At 72.8% G+C, this 13338-nt stretch carries 12 protein-coding genes; 2 read left to right on the top strand and 10 right to left on the bottom strand.

The window, feature by feature from the left end:
* Positions 1-6: 6 nt before the first annotated feature.
* The 4 genes from recN to N4G70_RS30550 all read right to left on the bottom strand — a co-directional run bounded on the left by recN (position 7) and on the right by N4G70_RS30550 (position 4136).
* A complete protein-coding gene (gene recN / locus N4G70_RS30535; RefSeq protein ID WP_261715996.1) occupies positions 7-1752 on the bottom strand; it encodes a DNA repair protein RecN in 1746 nt (581 codons plus the stop codon).
* A gap of 303 nt (positions 1753-2055) precedes the next feature.
* On the bottom strand, positions 2056-2985 hold the full coding sequence (locus N4G70_RS30540; protein ID WP_261715997.1) for an NAD kinase: 930 nt from the start codon (positions 2983-2985) through the stop codon (positions 2056-2058).
* The gene (locus N4G70_RS30545; protein ID WP_261715998.1) at positions 2982-3797 is read right to left on the bottom strand and encodes a TlyA family RNA methyltransferase; all 816 of its coding nucleotides are present in this window, start codon (positions 3795-3797) and stop codon (positions 2982-2984) included. Before N4G70_RS30545 ends, N4G70_RS30540 begins: the two co-directional genes overlap by 4 nt.
* A 48-nt stretch (positions 3798-3845) precedes the next feature.
* Positions 3846-4136, bottom strand: coding sequence for a hypothetical protein (locus tag N4G70_RS30550; protein WP_261715999.1), 291 nt, complete (start codon positions 4134-4136; stop codon positions 3846-3848).
* 42 nt (positions 4137-4178) lie between these two features.
* Here N4G70_RS30550 and N4G70_RS30555 point away from each other — a divergent pair, with 42 nt between their 5' ends.
* Positions 4179-4526: an SCP2 sterol-binding domain-containing protein gene (locus tag N4G70_RS30555; RefSeq protein ID WP_261716000.1), complete on the top strand. Its 348-nt coding sequence runs from the start codon at positions 4179-4181 to the stop codon at positions 4524-4526.
* A 478-nt stretch (positions 4527-5004) separates the two neighbouring features.
* Here N4G70_RS30555 and N4G70_RS30560 read toward each other — a convergent pair whose 3' ends face one another.
* The 4 genes from N4G70_RS30560 to N4G70_RS30575 form a co-directional block, all read right to left on the bottom strand.
* Entirely contained in the window at positions 5005-5805 is an 801-nt protein-coding gene (locus N4G70_RS30560; RefSeq protein ID WP_315904309.1) for an ABC transporter ATP-binding protein, read from the bottom strand.
* Between the two features lie 136 nt (positions 5806-5941).
* Positions 5942-6916 carry a FecCD family ABC transporter permease gene (locus tag N4G70_RS30565; RefSeq protein WP_399037428.1) on the bottom strand — a complete coding sequence of 325 codons (975 nt, stop codon included), beginning with the start codon at positions 6914-6916 and terminating at the stop codon, positions 5942-5944.
* 50 nt (positions 6917-6966) lie between these two features.
* Complete coding sequence (locus N4G70_RS30570) at positions 6967-8025, bottom strand: iron ABC transporter permease (RefSeq protein ID WP_261716003.1); 1059 nt, start codon at positions 8023-8025, stop codon at positions 6967-6969.
* Between the two features lie 102 nt (positions 8026-8127).
* On the bottom strand, positions 8128-9156 hold the full coding sequence (locus N4G70_RS30575; protein ID WP_261716004.1) for an HAD-IIA family hydrolase: 1029 nt from the start codon (positions 9154-9156) through the stop codon (positions 8128-8130).
* 72 nt (positions 9157-9228) lie between these two features.
* Here N4G70_RS30575 and N4G70_RS30580 point away from each other — a divergent pair, with 72 nt between their 5' ends.
* Positions 9229-10512, top strand: coding sequence for a DUF1015 domain-containing protein (locus N4G70_RS30580; RefSeq protein WP_261716005.1), 1284 nt, complete (start codon positions 9229-9231; stop codon positions 10510-10512).
* A 235-nt stretch (positions 10513-10747) separates the two neighbouring features.
* On the opposite strand, the gene N4G70_RS30585 is transcribed toward N4G70_RS30580, so the two are convergent.
* Both N4G70_RS30585 and N4G70_RS37215 read right to left on the bottom strand, forming a co-directional pair.
* The gene (locus N4G70_RS30585) at positions 10748-11653 is read right to left on the bottom strand and encodes a tetratricopeptide repeat protein (RefSeq protein WP_261716011.1); all 906 of its coding nucleotides are present in this window, start codon (positions 11651-11653) and stop codon (positions 10748-10750) included.
* Entirely contained in the window at positions 11653-13098 is a 1446-nt protein-coding gene (locus tag N4G70_RS37215) for a hypothetical protein (RefSeq protein WP_261716012.1), read from the bottom strand. The genes N4G70_RS30585 and N4G70_RS37215 overlap by 1 nt, the downstream gene beginning before the upstream one ends.
* Positions 13099-13338: the final 240 nt, after the last annotated feature.

A 13338-nucleotide genomic window follows, 5' to 3' on the forward strand; every position in this document is an offset into this window, starting at 1 on the left:
AAGGGGCTAGCCGTCCGCGCGAGCCGTCGCGAGGAGTTCCTCGGCATGCGCCCGCGCCGTCTCCGAGTCCTCCTGGCCGGCCAGCATCCGCGACAGCTCGCGGACCCGGTCCTCGCCCTCCAGAACGGTGACCCCGGACCGGGTGACGGTGCCGTCGTTGGTCTTCTCGACCAGGAGCTGGCGGTCGGCGAAGGCCGCGACCTGCGGAAGGTGGGTGACCACCACGACCTGCGCCGACTTGGCGAGCTTGGCGAGCCGGCGGCCGATCTCGACCGCCGCCTTGCCGCCGACGCCCGCGTCGACCTCGTCGAAGAGATACGTCGGCACCGGGTCCGTACCGGCGAAGACGACCTCCACCGCGAGCATCACGCGCGAGAGTTCGCCGCCGGAGGCGCCCTTGGCGATGGGACGGGGCGGTGCGCCCGGGTGGGGTGCGAGCAGCAGCTCGACCTCGTCGGCGCCGGTCGGCCCGTACGCCACGCTCCGCCCGCCGACCTCCACGCCCGAAGCCTCGTCGGCGGACTCGCTCTGGCTCACCGAGAACGACACCCGTGCGTGCGGCATCGCGAGGGAGGCGAGCTCGGCGGTGACGGCTTCGGCGAACCGGGCCGCTGCCTCCGTGCGCGCGTCCGTCAACTCCTGTGCCAGGACGGACAGTTCGTCGCGCAGCCCGTCCCGCTCGGCCGTGAGCTGCTCGATCCGGTCGTCGTCACCGTCGAGTTCGGTCAGCCGTGCCGCGCCCTCCTGCGCCCAGGCGAGTACGGCCGCGATGTCTTCGCCGTACTTGCGGGTCAGGGCGGTCAGGGCGGCCCGGCGCTCCTCGACGGCGGCGAGCCGCAACGGGTCGGCGTCGAGGTCGTCGGCGTATCCGGCGAGTTCGCCCGCCACGTCGCCCAGCAGGATCGCGACCTCGCCGATGCGTTCGGCGAGCGCCGCGAGCGCGGGGTCGTGGGAGCGTACGGCCTCCAGGGCCCGGTGGGCGCCCGCGACCAGCGTCGTGGCGTCCACGCTCTCCGGGTCCTCGGGGTTGCCGGCCAGCGCGGCGTGCGCGACGGCCGCTGCCGAGGCGAGCGCCTCGGCGTGCCCGAGCCGTTCGGCCTCCGCCGCGAGCTCGGCGTCCTCGCCGGGCAGCGGCTCGACCGCGGCGATCTCGTCAAGACCGAAGCGCAGCAGATCGGCCTCCTGGGCACGCTCACGCGCCCGGGTGATCAGCTCCTCCAGCTCGACCGCGACGGCCCGCAGCCGGCGGTAGGCGCCCGCGTACTTGGCGAGGGGGCCCGCCACCGCGTCACCGGCGTACCGGTCGAGGGCCTCGCGCTGCCTGGCCGGGCGCAGCAGCCCCTGCTGGTCGGTCTGGCCGTGCACCGCGACGAGCTCGTCGGCGAGTTCGGAGAGCACCCCGACCGGCACCGACCGCCCGCCGAGGAACGCCCGTGAGCGGCCCTCCGCCGAAACGGTACGGCTGACGAGCAGCGCGCCCTCGTCGAGCTCGGCCCCGGCCTCCTCGGCCCGCAGGGTCGCCGAGCTGCCGGGCCGCAGCGCGATCCGCCCCTCTACGACCGCGGCCTTGGCACCGATCCGCACCAGCGCGGGGTCGGCACGTCCGCCGAGCAGCAGCCCCAGGCTGGTGACGACCATGGTCTTGCCCGCGCCGGTCTCGCCGGTCACCGCGGTGAAACCGGGTGACAGCTCCACGACAGCGTCGTCGATGACCCCGAGCGACCGTATCCGCATCTCCTCCAACACGGACACGACCTTACGAGGTCCGGAGCCCTGTGTGCGACGCCCCCCGTGCCGTCACCCTCCCGTGGGCTCCGAACCGCCGGTGCGGGGGACGGCCCGAACGCGATCGGAAGACCGACCGGAAGACCGGCCGGACGGCCTTACCGGGTCACCATGTACACGACAGCAACAGCTGCCCCTCTCGGCGTGCCAGAGGGGCCGCACGCGCCGGCGCCACCGCCACCGCCGCCGGTCTCCCCCGGCGCGCCCAGCGCCGCGCGGCCGGGTGTTCAGGACACCGGGCGCGCCCTGAACACCCCTCGTCCGGCCCGGTCAGTGCGGCGCGCCGCGCCAACCCTGCACCGGCAGCGCGAACTTGGCGACCAGGCGGTCCGTGAACGAGGCGTGGTGCAGCCGCGCGAGCCGCACCGGAACGGCCCCGCGCCGCACCTCCACCCGCGCGCCCGAAGGGAGTTCGACGGTGCGCCGCCCGTCGCACCACAGCACGCCGTGCGGCGTGTGCGGCTGCACCTCGACGGCGAGCACCGAGTCGGGCGAGGTGACCAGGGGCTTGGCGAACAGGGCGTGCGCGCTGATCGGCACCATGAGCAGCGCCTCCACCTCGGGCCACACCACGGGGCCCCCGGCCGAGAAGGCGTACGCGGTCGAACCGGTCGGCGTGGCGCATACGATGCCGTCGCAGCCGAATCCGGTCACCGGGCGGCCGTCGATCTCCAGGACGACCTCCAGCATCCGCTCGGGCGACACCTTCTGGACGGCCGCCTCGTTGAGGGCCCAGTCCTCGTGCACCACATCGCCGTTGTTGTGCACGACGACGTCGAGGGTCATCCGCTCCTCGACCTCGTAGGCGCGCGTCACGACCCGGTCGACGACCTTGTCGAGGTCGTCGCGCTCGGCCTCCGCGAGGAAGCCGACGCGCCCCAGGTTGACGCCGAGCATGGGCACCCCGGAGGCGCGGGCGAGTTCGGCGCCGCGCAGCAGGGTGCCGTCACCGCCGAGGACGATCAGCAGCTCGCAGGCGTCCAGGCACTCGGGGCTGGCGTCCTCGACGATCTCCGCCTCGGCCGGCAGCGGCAGGTCGGCCGCCTCGGCGCTCAGCACCCGTACGCCGATGCCGCTGCGCAGCAGGCCCCTGACGACCAGTTCCGCGCTGCGGATGGCCGCGGGTCTTCCGGTGTGCGCGAGCAGGAACACGGTCCGGGTGGCCGTGCCGCTCTGCGGGTTGTTCTCCGACGGGCTCAACGGGGTCCCTCCGCCACTGCGCGCTCCACGTCCGCGGGATCGAGCGCGGGCGCCCCGGCCCGCAGCCACAGAAAGTACTCGACGTTGCCGGACGGGCCGGGCAGCGGGCTGGCGGTCACGCCGACCACGCCGAGGCCGAGCGCCGCCGCCTGCGCCGCCACCGTCCGCACCGTCTCGGCGCGCAGCTCGGGGCTGCGCACGACGCCGCCGCTGCCGAGCCGGTCCTTGCCGATCTCGAACTGCGGCTTGACCATGAGGACCAGGTCCGCGTCGGGCGCCGAGCACCGCACCAGGGCGGGCAGCACCAGGCCGAGCGCGATGAAGGAGAGGTCGCCCACGACAAGGTCCGCCGGCTGTCCGTCGAGGTCGTCGAGCGTCAACTCGCGTACGTTCGTACGGTCCTTCACGGTGACCCGCTCGTCGCTCTGGAGCGACCAGGCGAGCTGTCCGTAGCCGACGTCGACGGCGACCACGTGTCCGGCCCCGGCGCGCAGCAGCACATCGGTGAAACCGCCGGTGGAAGCGCCGGCGTCGAGGGCGCGGCGGCCCTCGATCTTCAGCCCGAGCGGGACGAAGGCCTCGAACGCCCCGGCCAGCTTGTGGCCGCCGCGCGAGACGTAGTCCGGATCGCTGTCGTCGTCGACCACCACGATCGCGGCGGCGGTCTCGACCTGGGTGGCGGACTTGGTGGCGACGGTCCTGCCGACGCTCACCCGCCCCGCGGCGATCAGCTGGGCGGCGTGCTCCCGCGACCGCGCGAGTTTCCGGCGCACCAGCTCGGCGTCGAGGCGGCGGCGTGCCACTCCTGCCACGTTCGGTTCAGCTCCTGTAGTCGTAGTGTCGGGCGGCCCGGCGGGCCGTCAGGGGCGTCGGTCGGCCAACGGCCGGGGCGATCCGGAGGTTCCCGGCGCCGCCCCCGGGGAGGGAGCCGGCCCTGGGCGGGCGTCCAGCGCGCTCAGCGAGTCGCGCAGCCCCCGGTGTACATCCTCGTACACCTCCAGATGACCGTCCGTACCGAGGTGGTCCACGTCGCCGAGCCGCTCGACGAGGGCGTCGATGCCGGCTTCGCCGGTGGGGGCACGGGGCACGTCCAGCGGCACGGGGCCGCCCACCTCGGGTTCCGCCGCGTCAGCCGGCGTCGAGTCGCTCATGCCACGACGCTACCGCGAAGCCCTGAGGTACGGTCGGTCACGATGGCGACGACGGAGGAGTGCCGCGCGGCACTCGACAAACTTTCGGACAATCTGGCCCGCGCGGAGGGCGACCTGCATGCCGCCGCCGCGCTGGACCGCTCGCTGAGCTGCCACATCACGGACCTGGACGTCACGTTCTTGGGCCGGCTGCGGAACGGCCGCATCGAGGTCCACGACACGGTGCCGGGGGCGCCCCCGGCTCGGGCGCAGATCCGGCTGGCGATGGCGGGGGACGACCTGGTGGCCCTGGTGGGGGGCGAGCTCAACTTCGCGAAGGCGTGGGCGTCGGGGAGGGTCCGCCTGGAAGCCGGCTTCCGAGACCTCCTCCGCCTCCGCGCCCTCCTCTGACCAACCCCCTCCGCGGTGCCCCCGAGCCCCTTGCCCCGCCGCCGGGCGCGGGCATTTCGCGCAGTTCCCCGCGCCCCCAAAACCCGCGGTCGTGTGCGGACCGTGCTCGCTTCTCGCGCAGTTCCCCGCGCCCCTTAATTACTCGGTGCGGGCCAGCACAGGCCACCTCAGCCCGTCCGGCGTTTGAGGACGAGCGCCCTTCAGGCGCGAACGGGGGTGCAGGGGGCGGAGCCCCCGCCCGAGGGTGCTGGGGCACCTTCAGCCCGTCCGGCGATTGAGGACGAGCGCCCTTAAGGCGCGAACGGGGGTGCAGGGGGCGGAGCCCCCGCCCAGGGGTGCTGGGGCACCTACAGCCCGTCCGGCGTTTGAGGACGAGCGCCCTTAAGGCGCGATACGGGGTCTGGGGCGGAGCCCCAGGAGAGGCGCCCACCCACTCACACCCCCGGAGGGTCTCGGGAAGGGGCGGGGTGGGGAAGAATCAGCCCGAAAGAGCCACCCGCCGCCTCCCCACCGGCACAACCAACGGCGTCCCCGTCTCAGGATCAGCAATCACCTGACACCGCACACCAAACACCCGCTCGACCAGCTCCGCCGTGACCACGGACGACGGCTCCCCCTCCGCCACCACCTCCCCCTCCCTCATGGCAATGAGATGCGAGGCGTACCGCGCCGCCTGGTTGAGGTCGTGCAGCACCGCGACCAGCGTCCGCCCCTGCTCCTCATGGAGCTGCGCACAGAGATCCAGCACCTCGATCTGGTGCTGGATGTCGAGGAACGTCGTCGGCTCGTCGAGCAGCAGCAGCGGCGTCTGCTGGGCCAGCGCCATGGCGATCCAGACGCGCTGGCGCTGCCCGCCGGACAGCTCGTCGACGTACCGCTCCCCGAGCCCGGCGACCCCCGTCGCCTCCATGGACTCCTGGACGATCCGCTCGTCCTCGGGCGACCACTGCCGCAGCAGCCCCTGATGCGGGTAGCGCCCGCGCGCGACGAGGTCCCCCACCGTGATCCCGTCCGGCGCGACAGAGGACTGCGGCAGCAGTCCCAGCGTCCTGGCGACCTTCTTCGCGGGCAGCGCATGGATGCTCTGCCCGTCGAGCAGCACCCGGCCCAGGCTCGGCTTGAGCATCCGGGACAGGGCCCGCAGCAGGGTGGACTTGCCGCACGCGTTGGGGCCGACGATCACCGTGAAGGAGTGGTCGGGGATCTCGACCGACAGATCCTTGGCGATCACCCGCTGGTCGTAGCCGAGGGTGACCGATTCGGCGCTGAGGCGCTGCATGCTCGTACTCCTGCCAGAAGAACCGTAAGCCGTAAGGGAGTTGGGGCCGGGCCGGGGAGAGCGACTCATACCCGCCCCGCCCGGCACTCGGTGACGGACAGCCGGGCCGCGGCCGAACGCCCAGGACACCACCCGCTCATATCCGCCCCGCCCGCCGCTCCGTCACGAGCAGCCACAGCAGATAGACGCCGCCCACCATCCCGGTCAGCACCCCCACCGGCAGCGTGCTCTCGCCGAACAGCCTTTGGGCGCCCCAGTCGGCGACGACCAGCAGGGTCGCGCCCATGCAGGCGGAGGCGAGGATGTTGGGGCCGGTGGCGCGGGTGAGCCGGCGGGCCAGTTGGGGCGCGGTCAGGGCAACGAAGGAGATGGGCCCGGCGGCCGCGGTCGCCGAGGCGTTGAGCAGCACGGCCGCGAGCATCAGGACGGTACGGGTGCGCTGCACCGGCACGCCGAGCGCGTACGCCGCGTCGTCGCCCATCTCCAGCATCCGCAGGGGACGGCCGTAGGCGAGGACCACCGGAAGCAGCACCGCGAACAGCGCGAGCAGCGGCCAGACCTGGGCCCAGTCGCGCCCGTCGAGGGAGCCGGTGAGCCAGACCATCGCGCGGGTGGCGTCGACCAGGGTGGACTTGGTGAGCAGATAGTGGATGCCCGCGGTGAGCATGGCGGCCGCGCCGATGCCGACGAGCACGAGCCGGTAGCCGTGCACGCCCTTCTTCCAGGCGAGGAGGTACACGGCGAGACCGGTGGCGAGGCCGCCGAGGAGCGCCCCGAGGGAGACGGCGACCGCGCCGCCGTGGAAGAACACGATGACGGTGAGCGCGCCCACCGAGGAGCCCTGGCCGAAGCCGATGACGTCCGGACTGCCCAGCGGATTGCGGGAGATGGACTGGAACAGGGCTCCGGAGATGCCGAGCGAGGCGCCCACCAGGAGCGCCACGAGCACACGCGGCAACCGCAGTTCGTTGATGATGAAGTCCTGCGCGGGAGTGCCCGATCCCAGCAGGCTGCTTACGACGTCGCCGGGCGCGATGGTGAAGTCGCCGGTGCCGATCAGGACGACGCCGGCCGCGAGTGCCACCGCGGCGAGCCCGCCGATCACGGCCATCGCGCGCGGCTCGGCCCGGAAGGAGAGGCCGCCGGGGGTACGTATCGCCTTCACAGCTGGGCCATCCTCTTGCGCCGTACGAGATGGATGAAGACGGGTCCGCCGATGAGCGCGGTCACGATGCCGACCTGGAGTTCGGCGGGCCGGGTGACGACCCGTCCGACCACGTCCGAGCCAAGCAGCAGCACGGGCGAGAGCACCGCCGCGTACGGCAGGATCCACCGCAGGTCGGGCCCGGTGATGGCCCGCACGATGTGCGGCACCATCAGGCCGATGAACACGATGGGCCCGCAGGCGGCGGTCGCCGCCCCGCACAGCAGGGTGACCACGGCCATCGACGCGACCCGGGTGCGGGTCAGCCGGGTGCCGAGCGCGCGGGCGGTGTCGTCGCCCAGCGCCATCGCGTTCAGCGGCCGGGCGAGCAGCAGGGCCACGACGAGCCCGACGAGGATGAACGGCGCGACCTTGCGGACGGTCGCCATGTCGGCCGCGGCCAGCGAGCCGACCTGCCAGAACCGCAGTTGGTTGAGGGCCGCGGAGTCGGTGAGCTGGACGGCGTTGATGTAGCCGTAGAGCGCGGCGCTGGTCGCGGTCCCCGCGAGCGCGAGCCGCACGGGTGTCGCGGCGCGGCTGCCACCGAGGAGGTACACCGCCGCCGACACCACACCCGCCCCGAGGAACGCGAACCACACATATCCCGTAAGGGAGTTGACGCCGAGAAAGCTGATGGCGGAGACCACCGCGGCGGCCGCTCCCGCGTTGACCCCGAGGATGCCGGGTTCGGCGAGCGGGTTGCGGGTGAGGGCCTGCATGACCGCCCCGGCAAGCCCGAGCGCGGCCCCGACCAGCAGCCCGAGCAGCGTCCGCGGCACCCGTACGTCATGGATGAGGACGTCGTCGGCGGTGCCGGAGGCATGGAACAGGCCGTGCCAGACATCGCCCGGCGACATCGGTTTCGCGCCGATCGCGATGCTGGCGACGGCGACGACCGCCAGCGCGCCCACGGACACGAACAGACCCGCGGTGCGCACCGTACGGCGCTTGGCGGTCGGGGCCGGGGGCGCGGACGTGGTCCCGTCGCGCGGCTGAGGAGGACTGTCTACCAACACGGAAGTTAGGTTAGCCTACCCTCCGCCGCATAGGACCCCCGGCCGCAGAGGACCCCCGGCCGCCGGGGCCCGCCCGCGGTCACGAGTCCCCCGGTGCGGGCCTCACAGCCCCAGGCGTGCCAGCACCTTCGCCGCGTCCAGCTCGCACACGCCGTCCCCGGCCCGGCTCCAGGCCGCCGCGCACAGCGCCCGCAGCCCGTCCATCGCCTCGCCGTCCCCGTCGAGCGCGAACTCCCCGTCGGCGACGGACGCGGTCCAGCCGCCACAGGTGAACCGGCCGTCCTCCCCGCTCACTTCGGGCTGCCTGGTCAGCAGACCCCGCAGATCCGCGTCCACGAAGGTGGGCCGGTGCTCGGGCCGGGCGGCCAGCAGCTGAGCGCCGTCCGTCACCCCGGTCAGGACGAGCAGCGAGTCGACCCCGCCGTTGTGCGCGCCCTCGATATCCGTGTCGAGCCGGTCGCCGACCACCAGCGGCTTCTTCGCGCCGGTCCGCAGCACCGTCTCCCGGTGCATCGGGGGCAGCGGCTTGCCCGCCACCTGCGGCTCGGCCCCGGTCGCGATGCGCACGACCTCGACCGCCGCGCCGTTGCCGGGCGCGATGCCCCGCCCGCTCGGAATCGTCAGATCCGTGTTGGACGCGAACCACGGCACCCCGCGCGCCACCGCGTAGGAGGCCTCCGCGAACCGCGACCACGTGATGTCCGGGCCACCGTACCCCTGCACCACGGCGGCCGGATCGTCGTCGGCCGACTCCACCGGTACGAGTCCGCGCTCCTCGAGGGCGACCCGCAGCCCCTCGCCGCCGATGAGCAACACCCTTGATCCTTCAGGGAGTTGATCGGAGACGAGCCGAGCCACCGCCTGCGCCGAGGTGATCACGTCGGACGCCTCGGCCGGCACCCCGAGCTCGGTCAGATGCGCGGCCACCGCGTCCGGCGTCCGCAGCGCGTTGTTGGTCACATACGCGAGGTGCATTCCGCCGTCCCGCGCCGCGGCGAGCGCGTCCACGGCGTGTGCGATCGCGGCGCCGCCCGCGTAGACCACCCCGTCCAGATCCAGCAGGGCGGTGTCGTACGCCTCGTTCAGCGTCCGCTCGCTGCCGCTCGGCGTGATCCGGCCGGTCTGGCTCATCTTCATCCACTCCTCGATCGATGCTCTCCCCCCGATCATCGCGTATGCCCGAACCCCACATACCATGCACGGATGAGCACAACTGGGCGTGCGGACCTCGGGCTGCGCCTGATCCCGTTCCGCGGACTGCGCTATGTTCCCGAGCGGGTGGGCAGCCTCGCCGCCGTGACCTCGCCGCCGTACGACGTGGTCGTACGCCCCGACGGTCTGCTGCACCTGGAATCCGCCGACCCGTACAACATCGTCCGGCTGATCCTGCCGCAGGCCTCCTCACCGGCGGCCCGCAACCAGCAGGCCGCCCTGACCCTGGACGACTGGCTCGACGAGGGCGTTCTCGCCCCCGACCCCGAGCCCGCCCTGTACGTCTACGAGCAAGAGGGCGACGGCATCCTCCAGCGCGGTCTGATCGGCGCCCTCGCGCTGTCCGAACCGGCCGCGGGCATCGTCCTGCCGCACGAGGACGTGATGCCGCACGTCGTCGAGGACCGCGCGGCCCTCATGCGGACCACCGCCGCCCATTTCGAACCGCTGCTCCTGACCTACCGCGGCACCAGCACCCCGACCGGCGCGACCGCCGTCATCGACCGCGCCATCGAGCGCGAACCGCTCCTGCGCACCACCACGGAGGACGGCTTCCGCCACCGCCTGTGGGCGCTCACCGATCCGGCCGACCTCGCCGAGGTCCAGGCCGACCTCGCCGCCCACCAGGCGGTGATCGCCGACGGCCACCACCGCTGGGCCACCTACCTTCGGCTGCGCGACGAGCAGGCCTCGCCGGGCCCCTGGGACTTCGGCCTGGTCCTCCTCGTGGACACGGCCCGCTATCCACTGCGGGTCCGCGCCATCCACCGCCTCCTGCACCGCGTTCCGGTGGCCAAGGCCCTCGCAGCGGTCACCGGGTCCGGCGCCTTCCGCGTCCGCACCCTCGACGTCCCGCTCCCCCGCGCCCTGGAGGCCCTCGGCGAGGCGGCTCGCGACGGCAACGCCTTCCTCCTCGCGGGCGACGGCCCCTTCCACCTCCTGGACCGCCCGGACGAGGCACTCCTCGCGCGTACGATCCGCGCCGACCGGCCCCCGGCCTGGCGCTCGCTCGACGCGACGGTGCTGCACTCGACCCTGCTCGACGACATCTGGCGGATTCCGGACACGCCCGAGGAGATCGCGTACATCCACGACACGGCGGCCGCCGTCGAACAGGCGGAACGCCACGGCAAGACGGCCGTCCTGATGCATCCGGTCCGCGAGGAGGTCGTACGGGACCTGGCCCGCCAGGGCGTCACCATGCCCCGCAAGTCGACCTCCTTCGGCCCGAAGCCGGCCTCGGGCCTGGTCCTGCGCAGCCTGACGGTGAACTGACCCGAAGCGGCCCCACCCACCGGGCCCGGTGACCGCAGCCACGGCCGCCATACACGGGGGCGGGGCCGGGCTTACTGCAACCCCCTTAGGGGCGCGGGGAACTGCGCGACCAGCCACGCACGGTCGGCAGACGAAAAAATCGCCCCCTCCTCGGGCACCGGAACGAAAAGAGGCGGCGCCCCACCGGGGGCACCGCCTCTTTCCTCTTCCTCAACGCTCAGACATCACCCCGACGTCAGGCGTCCTTGTCGCTCTGCTCGCTCTGCTCAACCTTGTCGGCCTTGTCGGCTTTGTCGACCGACGGAACGGCCTCGTTCGGCGCGGACTCCACCAGGTCGGCGTCGATGACCTCGGCCGCGTCGACCACCTCGGCGGCGCGGACGACATCGGAGTCGTCGCCCTCGAAGTCGTCCTCTTCCTCACCCTCGTCGTCGAACTCGGGGGCGTCCTCGACCTCACCGCGCGGAGCGTCGAGGTCACCGCCGCCATCGAGGTCGCCGTCCGCGTCGATGTCGTCGTGCTCGACCATGGCGTCGACGAAGTCGACCCCGTCCAGCTCGGCGAGCCGGTCGGAGGCGTCGGTCGAGCCGTCCTTGTCCGCCTCGAGCGCCTTGGCGAACCACTCGCGGGCCTCGTCCTCACGGGTGGCGGCCAGCAGCGCGTCGGCGTACGCGTAGCGCAGGCGCGCCGTCCACGGCTGTACGGAGTTCGACGCGAGCTCGGGGCTCTGCAGGGTCACGATGGCCGCGTCGAGCTGCCCCATGTCCCGGCGCGCACCGGCCGCGACCAGACGCATCTCGACCTGGCCCGGCTTGTCGAGCTTCTGCACCTCGGGCTCACCGGCCATCGCCAGCGCCCGCTCGGGACGGCCGAGGCCGCGCTCGCAGTCCGCCATGACGGGCCACAGCTCGACCGATCCGGTCATCCGGCGCGCGGCACGGAACTCCGCGAGCGCCTCCGAGTACTTCTGGGTGGCGTACGCGGCGAAGCCGGCGGCCTCGCGGACGGCGGCGACGCGGGAGGCGAGCCGCAGCGCGATGCGGGAGTAGGCGTAGGCCTGCTCGGGCTCGTCGTCGATGAGCCGCGCCACCATCACCAGGTTGCACGCCACTTCTTCGGCGAGACCCTTGGGAAGGCTCATCAGCTCCTGGCGGACGTCGGCGTCGATCTCGTCGCCCGTGACGTCCTCATCGATCGGCAGCCGCTTGACGGGCTCGCGGTCACGATCCCGGTCGCGGTCGTCCCGACGCCCATAGCCACCCCGGTCGTCGTCGCGACGGGGAGCCGGACGGTCGTCACGCCGGTCGTCACGCCCACGGTAACCACCGCGGTCGCCCCGGTCGTCGCGACGGAACCCGCCGCGGTCGTCGTCACGGCGCGGGGCCGGACGGTCGTCCCGACGGAATCCACCGCGGTCGTCGTCCCGACGAGGCGCCGGGCGGTCGTCACGACGCCCGTACGAGCTACCACCACCGGCAGAACCGCCACGGTTGTCGTCACGACGGAACCCGCCACGGTCGTCATCACGGCGCGGGGCGGGACGGTCATCGCGACGGAATCCACCGCGGTCGTCATCACGGCGGGGAGCCGGGCGGTCGTCACGGCGGCCGTAGGAGCTGCCACCACCGCGGTTGTCGTCACGACGCGGGGCCGGACGGTCGTCCCGACGGAAACCACCGCCACCGCCACGGTTGTCATCACGGCGGAACCCACCGCGGTCGTCATCACGACGAGGCGCCGGACGGTCATCACGACGCCCGTAGGAGCTACCGCCACCGGCGGACCCGCCACGGCTGTCGTCACGACGGAAACCGCCGCTACCACCGCGGTTGTCGTCACGGCGGAACCCACCACGGTCGTCATCACGACGCGGAGCCGGACGGTCATCACGACGCCCGTACGAGCTGCCACCACCGGCAGAGCCACCACGGTTGTCGTCACGACGGAAACCGCCACGGTCGTCATCGCGGCGGGGAGCCGGGCGGTCGTCACGGCGGCCGTAGGAGCTGCCACCACCGCGGTTGTCGTCACGGCGCGGGGCCGGACGGTCGTCCCGACGGAAACCGCCGCCACCGCCACGGTTGTCATCACGGCGGAACCCACCACGGTCGTCATCACGACGCGGAGCCGGACGGTCATCACGACGCCCGTAGGAGCTGCCACCACCGGCAGAGCCACCACGGCTGTCGTCACGGCGGAAACCGCCACCGGCAGACCCACCACGGCTGTCGTCACGGCGGCCGAACGAGCTGCCGCCACCGCGATTGTCATCACGACGCGGGGCGGGACGGTCATCGCGGCGCCCGTAGGAGCTGCCACCACCGGCAGAGCCACCACGGTTGTCATCGCGTCGGAAACCGCCGCCGGCGGAGCCTCCGCGGTTGTCGTCGCGACGGAACCCACCACGGTCGTCATCACGACGCGGAGCCGGACGGTCATCACGACGCCCGTACGAGCTGCCACCACCGGCGGGGCGACCACCACGGTCGTCGCGGCGGGGGTACCCACCGCCGGAAGAGCCACCGGTGGAGGAGCCACCACGACTGTCGTCACGACGTCCTGCGTAGCCACCTCGGTCGTTGTCACGACGCGGACCGCGGTCGTCTCGGCCACCGCGGTAGCCGCCCCGGTCACCACCGTCCTGACGGCGCGGCTCGCGCTCCGGACGATCGTCGGGAGAGTTGGTGGACATCGTGACTCCTAGTCTTCGGGTACTACAGTCATTCTCGCGCAGTCGGCTGCCCGACGCGCTTCGGCAAAACAAAGCGGAAAAACAAAAAGACCCTTGGTCCCAGCGTGAACGCTGGGACCAAGGGTCCATAAATA

This window comes from Streptomyces sp. ASQP_92, from assembly GCF_025399895.1.
Classification (GTDB): domain Bacteria; phylum Actinomycetota; class Actinomycetes; order Streptomycetales; family Streptomycetaceae; genus Streptomyces.

Bases quoted from the DNA above. Each gene is read 5' to 3' on its own strand.
- N4G70_RS30550 (WP_261715999.1), bottom strand. From the start codon at position 4,136: ATGAGCGACTCGACGCCGGCTGACGCGGCGGAACCCGAGGTGGGCGGC.
- N4G70_RS30555 (WP_261716000.1), top strand. From the start codon at position 4,179: ATGGCGACGACGGAGGAGTGCCGCGCGGCACTCGACAAACTTTCGGAC.
- N4G70_RS30560 (WP_315904309.1), bottom strand. From the start codon at position 5,805: ATGCAGCGCCTCAGCGCCGAATCGGTCACCCTCGGCTACGACCAGCGG.
- N4G70_RS30565 (WP_399037428.1), bottom strand. From the start codon at position 6,916: ATGGCCGTGATCGGCGGGCTCGCCGCGGTGGCACTCGCGGCCGGCGTC.
- N4G70_RS30575 (WP_261716004.1), bottom strand. From the start codon at position 9,156: ATGAGCCAGACCGGCCGGATCACGCCGAGCGGCAGCGAGCGGACGCTG.
- N4G70_RS30580 (WP_261716005.1), top strand. From the start codon at position 9,229: ATGAGCACAACTGGGCGTGCGGACCTCGGGCTGCGCCTGATCCCGTTC.
- N4G70_RS30585 (WP_261716011.1), bottom strand. From the start codon at position 11,653: ATGAGCCTTCCCAAGGGTCTCGCCGAAGAAGTGGCGTGCAACCTGGTG.